This window comes from Flavobacteriales bacterium (assembly GCA_020435415.1).
In the GTDB taxonomy this organism is placed as follows: domain Bacteria; phylum Bacteroidota; class Bacteroidia; order JACJYZ01; family JACJYZ01; genus JACJYZ01.
The window spans coordinates 1-12186 of sequence record JAGQZQ010000096.1; the positions used below are offsets into that span (position 1 = coordinate 1).

A 12186-nucleotide genomic window follows, 5' to 3' on the forward strand; every position below is an offset into this window, starting at 1 on the left:
TCTACCATTCCACCACCCGGGCAGATACATTTGGTGATTTGGTGATGTAGCGATGTGGTGATTTAAGAATGCAAATGTAAGATAAAGAATGAATGTGGTGTGAATGGGTAAGGGATTTTAAGTCCCTCGTGCCTGCCCGTCCGAAGTTCGGAAGAATGGAGAACGAAGGTGGGTCTACCATTCCACAGCGCCCGCCATAGCTTCACGCGAAGGTGGGCCACCCGGGCGGGTGTTATTTGGTGATGTGTGATTTGGTGATGTGTGATTTATGATGGGTGAAGTTAGGAAAACCATTAATGGTTTTTATGCTTCGCTAATGTTTTTCTGGTTGATGCAAAAATTCTGACGAGTTCGTCGGCTTCCCGGATTAGTGGTTCCAATGCAATGGGATTCGCAATGCTGCTGTCCCTGAATATCTCAAGCCAAAACAGACTCTCATCTGCTTCCTCGATTACGATACTGATCTTAGCATAGAACTCGGCACTGGAACGTGCTCTTCTGGAAGCCCGGTGATTTGCCGCCACAGAGGTGGCTGATCTCAACAGCTGACGTCGCAATATCATGGAAGTTTCATTCCGGGGCAGCTGCTGAATAAATCTGATGATTGCCAGTGCAAAGTCTTTGGTTCGCTTGATCAGCTCATCGTTGGTCAATGCTTGGAAGGTTTAAATTAATATTTATTGCCCTCCAACAAATTGTGCAATCATGATATCAAGTCACTCGCCGCGACTTCCACCGGCTTTGACAGCTTTCAACATCTTACATCACCAAATCACACATCACCAATCATACATCCTTCATCACCAAATAAATGAGCGGGAAACCGGACTCGAACCGGCGACCCTAACCTTGGCAAGGTTATGCTCTACCAACTGAGCTATTCCCGCTTATGTTTTGTCGAATGCTTGATAAAAGTAAAATTAAGAACGCTTGCTGAAGTCAATTAAATCTTAATCGGAATCCAGCTATTCCCGCTTGGGGATGCAAATATAGAAAATAAAATAAATCGCAAACCAAATTCACCCCTCCTTTTGTAAAGGTTAACCCACCATGATCCGGGCAGTCGGATACTTGTACTTGCTCTTGGTAACCTGGGTGCCCAACGCCACCACAAGCGTCAGCGTGCCTACCCGGCCTACGTACATGGATAAAAGGATCACCCATTTGCCGGCCTCGGACAAGGTACCCGTGATGCCGGTCGACAAACCACAGGTTCCGAAGGCGGACACTTCCTCGAAGATCAGCTTGATGAAGGGCAGGTCCGGATCCGTGATGGTGAGTACAAAGGTAGCTCCCAACACCCAACACGTGGCAAAAAGAAAGATGGAGATGACCTTGTTGTACAGGTCCGTCGTGATCTCCCGGTTGCCGATCGTCATCACATTCTTTCCACGGATGCTGTTCCACAATGACACGCATATGATTGCAAAGGTGGAAGTACGAATCCCTCCGCACACAGATGCCGAACCACCCCCAACGAACATCAGAAAACAAAATACGATCAGCATCGGTGAACCAACAGCACTGATATCAACAGTGTTAAAGCCCGCTGTTCGCATCACACTCTGGAAGAAAGCCGTGATCCATGCAGGGCCGCCCTTTAAATCCGCCATCGATCGGTTATATTCCAGAAAGTAAAACATGACCGCACCGAATATGATAAGAACAATAGCGGTATACAACGATATCTGGCTGTCCAGTTTTAATTTCTTCCAGGCAAACTGCAACCGATCCCGAACATGATGAATTCCAAAAAGATCATGAAGGGTTGGATATCCCACACTCCCCAGGAATACAAGCATTAACAAAGCCATGTGCAACATATATGAATGCCGCACCGGATCTGTATATATACCTTGAGGGAAGGTAGAGAACCCCGCATTGCAGAATGCGGATACGGAGTGAAAAATGGAGTTGAAAATTTTATCACCCAGACTTTTAAACACCACCGAAGGATCCCATAGGAAGTAAATGATTATCGCTCCGAAAAGGTTGATGAATATGGTATAGAAGATAATCTGCCGGGCCAGATCCTCGGTCTTGAATCGCGAATCGGATGTGAAGAACTCAGAAACCATATGTTGTTGCCGTAGATTAAGACCTTGAGCAAGATAGGTACCAAAGAAGGTGCTGAAACTGATGATGCCTAAAGCACCAATCTGAATTAACATCATCACCACAAATTGCCCTTTTACTGTCCAGAATGAACCGGTGTCAACCAGGATCAATCCGGTCTGGCTGATCGCACTGACAGATGTGAATAACGACTCAAGGAATGTAGGTGCCCTGCCTGTATACATTTGCGGCATCATGAGCAACAGTGCTCCTAACAATCCGAGAATGGCCAGTGAGATGACCAGTCCAAGGGAGAATTTGATGCGTATCCGGGATAAGCCCGGATTGGAACGGATCACCTCCAGTCCGGCGAATACCACAATGTAAAGCTGGATGAACATGAGGTAAATAGGCGTGAAGTTCTCGATACCGAACGGTTCGAATATCTTCGCCAGCAAAGGAAATTGAAACAGGTAAAGGCTGATGCCGTCTACAACCAGCATCGCCATCAGAAGAAATTCAAGCCAGGTGGTGCGCAGGAAACCGAGTTTGCTGATGGAAAAGAAAAACCGAAGGGCGTAAACGAAAATGAAATAAACCAGTATCACCTTGATGACACCGATCGCAATGGTTTCGGTTTGGGTGGAAAGGTTGAAACCCGCCAGATACAAGAGCAAACCGAGCGAAAGCAGTGCCATAAAAAAACTGGCTCTTCTCAGTGTTTTCAGTACCGCTCCCTGACGGTCATAAACAAACAGCCGGATCTTCTCCTTTAAGCTAAGCATGACATCTGCGGCCAAAGGTCGGTCAAATCCCGAACATTGCCAATTCCATGTTTGGCACGGTCGTTGAACAAGGTAACCAAACACCTCCTCACACGTATATCGAGAGGTGCAATGGCGATGTGGTCCTTCCGTGGCCCATCGGGATCTGAACTAAAAGCGTCCGACAATGAAGGTATATCAACTATTGCTTTTCGTACCCGTTTTGACCTTGTGGGTGTCATGCCAGCCGGAAGAACCGGAAACGCCAACCAAGACCGCAATGGAAGGGGTGTGGGTGGTGAGTGAAGCGTATGATGAAAACGGCGATACCATCACCAAAAAGATCGCATTCCCGATCAGTGCCTTTCACCTGAGCAGCGACAATACCGTGATCTCCACAGGAGGGCCGATGTTTATGCATATCGTCTACGGAAACAACAAGTATACAACCATCGCCTCATCCATCGACCAGGTATTCAACTATGCCGGACTTGACTTTAACGGTGGCGAATTCTTTGTTGGTGGCGGGGTTCAGGATCGCTTTACCATGGAAATGAAACTGGAAGGGCTTCCCGGGCAAAAAACACTTACCACCCTGCTTGACCTGATCGGAATCACCCAGGATTACCTGGATGTGGTGGTCTATCATAAGTTCAAGGATGTAAAAGTGTCCTTTGAGAACGACTATCAAACCATGATCTGGGAGTTTGACGCGGCAACCCAGGCGGTGTACAATACCAAAAATAACTACGGGGAATATGTCCTTTGGGAAGGATGGCCCGTGGCGAATTTTATGAAGGGAAGATTCGTGTTTCAGAAACGATCCACGGATTTGAATGAGGTGGTTACCAATGCACTGTAGTACCTGAAAAAGATACGGAAGCCGGTCCGAAGACCGGCTTTTTTTATGAGCCAGGTTGATCCTGGGGGAACAGTAGTTCCATCATGCGGACCGTCGCTCCTTTGTTTTTTCGCACATATTGCAGACACATTTGTCCGGCGATCTTTCCTACCAGCTGTTCTCCGATCAGCATGTCCAACGCACGTTCCAATTGGGTGCCATGGCGGAAAATAAAGGCTCCTCCATTTTCAATCAATTCGGCTGCTTCGCGGAATCGTTCATGCTTCGGACCGAATAACACCGGAACCCCGAATGCTGCCGGCTCAAGGATGTTGTGCAGTTTACCGGAGAATCCACCGCCCACCACCGCGGCATCTGCATATTTGTATAACCGCGCCAGCCAGCCCACATTGTCTACCAGGATCACCTCTGCATCGGTGAGATCAGCTCCTTTCAGCATTTCTGAGAAGCGAAGGGTTCTTCTCCGGATCCGTCCTTCCAGTTTACGAATGTGGCTATCTGCCACTTCATGCGGCGTAATGACCCATATCTCTCCATACTTTGCCTTGTTGATCAGGGGGATCAGGATGTCTTCTTCTACCGGCCAGGTGCTGCCGGCCATGAGCAATGGCCTATCCGTTTTGATTTTGTTCATCCAGGGAATGTCATCCGCCAACTGAGCCGTTTCAAAAACCCGGTCGAATCGGGTGTCTCCGGTGGTGGTCACCTGGGTGAACCCGGCAGATTTCAGCGTACCTTCGGATACTTCGTCCTGCACAAAAAAATGCGAGAAGCAAGTCAGGTCCTTTTTGAAGAAGGAAGACCATGGACCAAAAAAGCGTTGGCCTGGCCTGAATACACCGGACACGTTATACAACGCACAACCACTTTTATGAAGGGCGGTCAGGTAGCCATGCCAGAATTCGTATTTAACAAAGAAAGCCATGGTTGGCCGGATTGCATCCACAAAGCGGCGTGCATTCCCGGGCTTGTCTTCCGGAAGATAGCATACAAGATCGGCGAGCGGAAAATCTTTTCTGACCCGATAACCCGAAGGGGAATAAAAGGTAATGACCAGACTGGCGGATGGAAGGCGTTTGACCAGTGCCTCCATCAAGGGACGTCCCTGCTCAAATTCACCCAACGATGCACAATGGAACCATATGACCTGGTCGCTTTTGGGTTTGAATGCGGAAACTTTCGGCCATACTTCTTTACGACCCTGTACCCATGCGGCAGCTTTGGAATGAAAAGGCGCTGCCAACCGGAGACTCCAGCCGTAAAGGTAGATCCCGGCGTAGTAGGCGAACCTCATTAATAGTAATAACGTTTTTCGGGAACCCGCGCATACAGTGGAAATATCCATCCCACTTTGACGCCGTAAAGGACATCCAGTCGTTTGGTATCATCATGCAATCCGGTGTCGTAATTAACCGAACGGCGGTTGGAGGTAAATCCTTCCAGGGCTTCCAGTCCGGCAAAGAAGTTTACCAGGCTCTTGTTTCCCATGTGGAGGTATCCTACGAATTGACTATAAAGCAAACCGTTGGACAGCCGGTCATATCCTTTTTTTAAATCCCCTTTAAGTTGTGGTGCGGTGTTGTCCCGGACCTCGATCCGGATTTTGTGTTGCATGAAGCCCACACCCATCATGACCACAAGTCCACTGTTGGGATTGGGGCCGATCACCGGCAGAACATAACCTGCCTTTGCCGTCATGGTGTAGCCCCGCTCATACATGAATAGTTCGGCATACGTTCCGTTGCCATCAATCACATACCTGTTCCCATCCGCATCCGGCGTGGTGGAGATGGGGTCCAGAATGCCCTCTTCACGAATATCGTTTCCCGAAAGAAATTGTGTCTCAAAGCCGAAGATCCAGGATGTTCTGGTCTTGTGCATGAAGCCACCGCCTATGGCTGAACTACTTCCAAACCGGTTGGCCATGTCCCGGCCCGGCAGATGAAGGCCCAACGAGGCATTGATCATAGGGGCGGCAATGGATGAGTCTTTGACACTGGCCTGGGCAAAACAGTCGCTACCCAGTGTAATGGTGCATAGCAGGGCGATGATCTGATATCTGAACATAGGCGCAAATTAAGAATATTTTAGGTGATGGGGTGGCTGCGTTGCCGCATTGGACATGTTCCCGGGAGCCAACAGATAAAATACCGTCGTACAAGCTGTTTACTCCATACGGGGCTTGGAATATTTGATTATCTTCGTGCTGATTTTTTTGCGACGAGCGCGATGGGGACTGACATAGCATCAATGCAACCTGTCAACGTGCATCCATAGCCTCTTCTATTCGTAATGTTTTTAACTGTGATATGGCAATGAATAAGCCCATTCATATGGTGGACCTTGAAGGTCAGTATGAGAAGATCAAAAGTGAAGTGGATGAAGCGATTGAAAGGGTCATCCGGAGTACCGCATTTATTAACGGCCCTGAAGTGAAGGCCTTCCAGCAGGAGCTGGAAACTTACCTTGGGGTGAAGCATGTGATCCCTTGTGCCAACGGCACGGATGCGCTTCAGATCGCCCTGATGGGTCTCGGGCTCCAGCCCGGAGATGAGGTGATCACCTCCAATTTTACCTTTATTGCGACGGTAGAAGTGGTGGCCCTTCTGGGCCTGAAGCCTGTTCTCGTGGACGTGGATCCGGAAACGTTCAACCTGATCCCTGAACAGGTTGAGGCAGCCATCACGCCAAAAACAAAAGCCATTGTGCCTGTCCATCTCTTCGGACAATGTGCAAACATGGATGCCATCCTTGACATTGCCAACAGGCATCGTTTGTTTGTGGTGGAAGATACCGCGCAGGCAATCGGCGCTACATATCGCCATAGCAATGGTCAAACATCCAAAGCAGGAACCATGGGCCATATCGGTACCACTTCCTTCTTTCCTTCAAAGAACCTTGGATGCTACGGCGATGGTGGTGCACTTTACACCAACGATGATGCACTGGCAGACCGGATGAGGAAGATCACCAACCATGGACAAAGTGAACGTTATTATTACGCCGAAGTGGGTGTGAACTCCAGGCTTGACAGTTTGCAGGCAGCCATTCTCCGGATAAAACTCCGGCAGCTGGACAGCTATGCGGCTGCCAGACAACAGGCGGCAGACCGGTATGACGCGGCATTCGCAGCTTCCCCGGGCATCAAAACCCCGGTGCGCGCCTCATACTCATCACACGTCTTTCATCAATATACCCTGAGGGTGGAACCCGGTGCACGGAATGCACTCCAACAGCATCTCGCGGATCAGGGCATTCCGGCCATGATCTACTACCCCGTCGCCCTTCATTCTCAAAAAGCATATGCAGATCTGGGCATGAAAGACGGATCGTTTCCAAATACCCTTCAGCTTTGTCAAAGCGTGATCTCACTCCCCATGCATACAGAGCTTGATGCGGAACAACAGGACTTTATCGCGGGACATGTACTTGAATTTATGAAGCAAAAGGTTTCCTGAAGATGAATGTAGCCGTCATAGGAAGTGGATATGTAGGTCTCGTTACCGGTACCTGTCTGGCTGAAACCGGTAACAAAGTGATTTGTGTGGATATTGATGAGGAAAAGGTGAAAAGAATGCAGAACGGTTCCGTGCCCATTTATGAGCCGGACCTGGATGTGCTCTTTGAACGTAATATCAGGCAAAACCGACTTTCATTCACCACCTCGCTGAGTGAAGGGATTGAAAAAGCCAAGGTCATTTTTCTGGCGCTTCCCACACCTCCGGGTGAGGACGGTTCGGCAGATCTTTCCTATGTTCTGAACGTTTCCGCGGAAATTGGAAAAATATTAAAGGAGTATAAGGTGATCGTCACCAAAAGCACGGTGCCTGTGGGAACATCCGACAAGGTGAAGGCTGTGGTGTCGCAACATACCAGCGTGCCTTTCGATGTGGTTTCCAATCCGGAATTCCTGCGGGAAGGTTTTGCAGTCGATGATTTTATGAAACCCGACCGTGTGGTGGTTGGTACTTCTTCTGAAAAGGCAGCTACCATCATGAAAGACCTGTATGCACCATACGTGCGGCAGGGTAATCCGATCATTGTCATGGACGAACGGTCATCCGAGATGACCAAGTACGCCGCCAATGCATTTCTGGCTACCAAGATATCTTTCATGAATGAGGTGGCCAATCTGTGCGAGAAAGTAGGTGCTGATGTGGACATGATCCGTATGGGTATCGGTGCCGATGAACGGATCGGTAAGAGATTTCTCTTTGCAGGCATCGGCTACGGAGGCAGTTGCTTTCCCAAGGATGTCATGGCATTGGAACGCACAGCCCGTGAAAACACATATGATTTTGGTATCCTCAGGGCAGTGATGGAACTGAACAGATCCCAACGCAAGCGGTTGATCGATAAGATGCGTGATTACTACGGTGGGAATCTGAGGGGCAAACAGATCGCCATTTGGGGCCTGGCCTTCAAACCGGATACCGACGACATCCGCGAGGCACCGGCATTGGAGATCATCACCGACCTGCTGGCAGAAGGTTGCACCATCTCCGCCTATGACCCGGAAGCCATGGAGAATGTGCAAAAGGTATTCGGGGATAAGGTGAGTTTTGCAGGCAATGCTTACGAAGCGCTTGACAATGCGGATGCCCTGGTCATCGCCACGGAATGGTCTGTGTTCAGAACGCCGGATTTTGAAGATATGGCCGGTCGCATGAAGGCCCGGGTTATTTTTGACGGAAGAAATCTTTACGACCTTGCCAAAATGGAAGGGTCGGGTTTTTATTATAACAGCATAGGCAGAAAAACGATTGTACCGGATGGCAAGTGAAAAAAGGAAAAAAAGAGTTCTGATAACAGGAGCAGCCGGCTTTATCGGTTCACACCTTTGTGATCGTTTTTTGGCGGATGGTTGTCATGTGATCGGCATGGATAACCTCCTGACCGGGAATATCCGAAATATTGAACACCTGTTCTCTGAGGAACATTTTGAGTTTTATCACCATGACGTCAGCAAGTTTGTTTTCGTTCCCGGTGAACTGGATTACATCCTGCACTTTGCTTCCCCCGCTTCCCCGATTGACTACCTTAAAATGCCCATCCAGACATTAAAGGTAGGTTCCCTCGGCACGCATAACTTACTGGGACTTGCAAAAGCCAAGAATGCCCGGATGCTCATCGCTTCTACCTCGGAAGTATATGGTGATCCGCAGGTGCACCCGCAAAACGAAGAATATTGGGGGCATGTGAATCCAATCGGTCCACGTGGCGTTTATGATGAAGCCAAGCGTTTTCAGGAAGCGATCACTATGGCCTATCATACTTTTCACGGATTGGAAGTCCGCATTATCCGCATCTTTAATACATACGGTCCTAAAATGCGCCTGGATGACGGACGTGCATTACCAACTTTCATGGCACAGGCCCTGAGAGGTGAGGATATCACCGTATTCGGAGATGGAAGTCAGACAAGGTCTTTCTGCTACGTGGATGATCTGGTGGAAGGCATCGTTCGCCTTTTGAAAAGCGACTATCCGAATCCAGTCAATGTGGGTAACCCGCAGGAGATCACCATCCGCGATTTTGCCGAAGAAGTGATCAAGCTGACAGGAGGTAAAGGAAAGATCGTTTACAAGGAACTCCCCGTGGATGACCCCAAACAACGACAACCGGATATTACCCGTGCCCGGGAAGTACTGGGCTGGGAGCCGAAAGTAGGTCGCGAGGAAGGCCTGAAGAAAACCCTGGAGTACTTTTTATCGTTACCTGAATTCAAGAAAGCACATGTCTGAGCAATTGCCATATTATCATCATGAGACAGCCGTCATCGACGAGGGCTGTTTAATCGGAGAAGGTACCAAGATCTGGCATTTCAGCCATGTCATGACGGGGTGCACCATCGGTAAAAACTGCAATATTGGCCAGAACGTGGTGGTGTCGCCGGATGTGGTGCTTGGTAACCGGGTCAAAGTTCAGAACAATGTTTCCATATATACCGGCGTGACCTGTGAGGATGATGTGTTTTTAGGTCCCTCGATGGTGTTCACCAATGTGATCAACCCCAGAAGTGGCGTAAACCGTAGGGGTGAGTATGCCAAAACAACCGTGCGGCATGGCGCAACCATAGGTGCGAATGCAACCATTGTTTGCGGACATGAACTGGGTGCGTTCTGCTTCATAGGAGCTGGTACGGTAGTGGTGAAAGATGTTCCGGCATATGCCCTGGTGGTAGGCAATCCGGGCCGGCAGATCGGTTGGATGAGTGAATTCGGCCATCGCCTTATATTTGATGAAAATGGGTTGGCAGTGTGTTCTGAGAGTGGGGACACCTACCGCCTGCAACATAACAATGTAAATAAAGAACCAAAATGAGTAACAAACGCTCTATTCCGTTTGGTGTCGTCGGATGCGGACACATCGGAAAACGTCATGCGGAGATGATCCGCCAAAACCCTTCTGCAGAACTGGTCGCATGGTGCGATGTTCGTTCACCCGAAGAAGCAGGGATTCCCAAGGACAGCAAGGTGCCGTTCTACAACAGCATGGAAGAAATGCTGGAAAAACACCCCGAGATCGAAGTGGTGAACATCTGCACACCGAATGGTTTGCACGCGGCGCAGGCAACATACGCACTCAAAAATAATCGCCACGTGGTGTGTGAAAAGCCCATGGGACTGTCTGCCGCGAATTGTGAACGGGTGATCTCCCTGGCGCTGGAAAAATCCAAACAGGTGTTTTGCGTGATGCAAAACCGCTATTCTCCGCCATCAGTGTGGATCAAGGATGTGATCGACCGCAAGTTGCTGGGTGAGATTTACATGGTTCAGCTGAACTGCTTCTGGAACCGGGACGAACGTTACTATCGTCCGGGCGGAAAGCAAGGCTGGAAAGGACGCCAGGATCTTGACGGTGGAACACTGTATACCCAGTTCTCTCACTTTATCGATATTATGTACTGGCTCTTCGGTGATATCACCGATATCCATGGTTCTTTCGCGGATTTTACCCATCCTGATTCAACCGACTTCGAGGATTCAGGTATCGTGCAATTCAGATTTCACGAAGGTGGAATGGGTACACTTCAGTATTCGACCGCCGTTTGGGATTCTAACTTCGAGAGCAGCCTGACCATCATCGGAAGCCAGGGGACTGTTAAGATCGGCGGTCAGTATATGGGTGAGGTTACCCATTGCCATATCAAGGATTATGAAATGCCGGAGCTGGATGCACCGCTTCCTCCCAATGATTATGGTAGCTATAAAGGTTCCGCAGCCAACCATCACTTCGTGATAGAGAATGTGGTGGATACGCTGAATGGCCTGACCAGTGTAACAACCAATGCGATGGAAGGTATGAAGGTGGTGGATATCATCGAGCGCATTTATGCGGTGAGAAATAAATCATTTAATAAGGAAAAACAAAGTAGTTATGCTTAAGGAGATCATTGAGAAAAAAGCTTCGCTGGCCGTTATCGGTCTGGGATATGTTGGATTGCCCATCGCCCTTGAATTTGCGAAGAAGGTGAAGGTTGTCGGCTTTGATATCAATGCCGAACGGGTGGAAATGATGAAGAAAGGTCTGGATCCGAGCAAGGAACTCGACACCGAAGCATTCGCTGGTTGTGATATTACCTTCTCTGCGAATCCGGATGACCTGAAAGATGTCCGGTTTTTTATCGTGGCTGTTCCAACGCCCATTGATAAACATAATCTGCCCGACCTGAAACCATTGCTGGGTGCATCGGCCACCATCGGAAAGGTGCTGAAGAAGGGTGATGTGGTGGTGTACGAATCCACCGTTTACCCGGGATGCACGGAAGACGATTGCGTACCCGTGCTTGAAAAGGAATCCGGTCTGACCTTCGGAGCAGATTTCACCGTTGGCTATTCTCCCGAGCGTATCAACCCCGGTGATAAAGAACATACGATTTCTACCATTATCAAAGTGGTAGCAGGAAGTGATCCTACAACCCTGGAACTGGTGGCCGGTGTGTACGAACTGATCGTGAAGCCGGGTGTACACAAAGCATCATCCATCAAAGTGGCCGAAGCTGCCAAGATCATCGAAAACACACAGCGTGATGTGAACATCGCCCTCATGAATGAACTGTCCATCATCTTCTCCCGGATCGGTATCAATACCTTTGATGTACTGGAAGCGGCAGGTACCAAATGGAACTTCCTGCGTTTCTTCCCTGGCCTGGTTGGTGGCCATTGCATCGGTATTGACCCGTACTATCTGACCTACAAAGCGGAAGGACTGGGATATCATGCCAGGATCATCAACTCCGGACGTTATGTCAACGATTCCATGGGTTTTTATGTCGCCAAACAAACGGTGAAGAAGATCATTGCCCAGGGTATACCGGCCAGTCAAAGCCGTATCCTGGTGATGGGCGCCACATTTAAGGAAGATGTGAGCGATATCCGTAATTCCAAGGTGGCCGACGTGGTTCGCGAATTGAATTCGTACGGTGTGGCCGTGGATGTTGTCGATCCTCATGCTTCTTCAGAAGAATCACAACATGAGTATGGTTTCGATTTGGCATCGGCA

The 12186-nt window shown here is 49.1% G+C and carries 11 protein-coding genes and 1 tRNA gene; 7 read left to right on the plus strand and 5 right to left on the minus strand.

What is annotated here, in order from left to right; genetic code table 11:
- Positions 1 to 293 precede the first annotated feature (293 nt).
- From KDD36_12765 to KDD36_12775, 3 genes are all read right to left on the minus strand, one after another.
- Entirely contained in the window at positions 294 to 653 is a 360-nt protein-coding gene (locus KDD36_12765; GenBank protein MCB0397522.1) for a four helix bundle protein, read from the minus strand.
- A 161-nt stretch (positions 654 to 814) separates the two neighbouring features.
- Positions 815 to 887, minus strand: a tRNA-Gly gene (locus KDD36_12770).
- 153 nt (positions 888 to 1040) lie between these two features.
- On the minus strand, positions 1041 to 2840 hold the full coding sequence (locus KDD36_12775) for a hypothetical protein (protein MCB0397523.1): 1800 nt from the start codon (positions 2838 to 2840) through the stop codon (positions 1041 to 1043).
- A 166-nt stretch (positions 2841 to 3006) separates the two neighbouring features.
- Between KDD36_12775 and KDD36_12780 the strand changes: the two genes are divergently transcribed.
- Entirely contained in the window at positions 3007 to 3681 is a 675-nt protein-coding gene (locus KDD36_12780; GenBank protein MCB0397524.1) for a hypothetical protein, read from the plus strand.
- A gap of 43 nt (positions 3682 to 3724) precedes the next feature.
- Here KDD36_12780 and KDD36_12785 read toward each other — a convergent pair whose 3' ends face one another.
- Both KDD36_12785 and KDD36_12790 read right to left on the minus strand, forming a co-directional pair.
- Positions 3725 to 4975: a 3-deoxy-D-manno-octulosonic acid transferase gene (locus KDD36_12785; GenBank protein ID MCB0397525.1), complete on the minus strand. Its 1251-nt coding sequence runs from the start codon at positions 4973 to 4975 to the stop codon at positions 3725 to 3727.
- On the minus strand, positions 4975 to 5748 hold the full coding sequence (locus KDD36_12790; GenBank protein ID MCB0397526.1) for a hypothetical protein: 774 nt from the start codon (positions 5746 to 5748) through the stop codon (positions 4975 to 4977). The genes KDD36_12785 and KDD36_12790 overlap by 1 nt, the downstream gene beginning before the upstream one ends.
- 266 nt (positions 5749 to 6014) lie before the next feature.
- Here KDD36_12790 and KDD36_12795 point away from each other — a divergent pair, with 266 nt between their 5' ends.
- From KDD36_12795 to KDD36_12820, 6 genes are all read left to right on the plus strand, one after another.
- Entirely contained in the window at positions 6015 to 7139 is a 1125-nt protein-coding gene (locus KDD36_12795) for a DegT/DnrJ/EryC1/StrS family aminotransferase (GenBank protein ID MCB0397527.1), read from the plus strand.
- A gap of 2 nt (positions 7140 to 7141) precedes the next feature.
- Positions 7142 to 8464 (plus strand): UDP-glucose/GDP-mannose dehydrogenase family protein, encoded by a 1323-nt coding sequence (locus KDD36_12800; protein ID MCB0397528.1) that lies wholly within the window; start codon positions 7142 to 7144, stop codon positions 8462 to 8464.
- Complete coding sequence (locus tag KDD36_12805) at positions 8454 to 9425, plus strand: SDR family oxidoreductase (protein ID MCB0397529.1); 972 nt, start codon at positions 8454 to 8456, stop codon at positions 9423 to 9425. Before KDD36_12800 ends, KDD36_12805 begins: the two co-directional genes overlap by 11 nt.
- Entirely contained in the window at positions 9418 to 10005 is a 588-nt protein-coding gene (locus tag KDD36_12810) for an N-acetyltransferase (protein ID MCB0397530.1), read from the plus strand. The genes KDD36_12805 and KDD36_12810 overlap by 8 nt, the downstream gene beginning before the upstream one ends.
- Complete coding sequence (locus tag KDD36_12815) at positions 10002 to 11069, plus strand: Gfo/Idh/MocA family oxidoreductase (GenBank protein MCB0397531.1); 1068 nt, start codon at positions 10002 to 10004, stop codon at positions 11067 to 11069. Before KDD36_12810 ends, KDD36_12815 begins: the two co-directional genes overlap by 4 nt.
- The coding region (locus KDD36_12820; GenBank protein MCB0397532.1) for a nucleotide sugar dehydrogenase at positions 11062 to 12186 on the plus strand (1125 nt) is incomplete at its 3' end. The genes KDD36_12815 and KDD36_12820, both read left to right, overlap by 8 nt.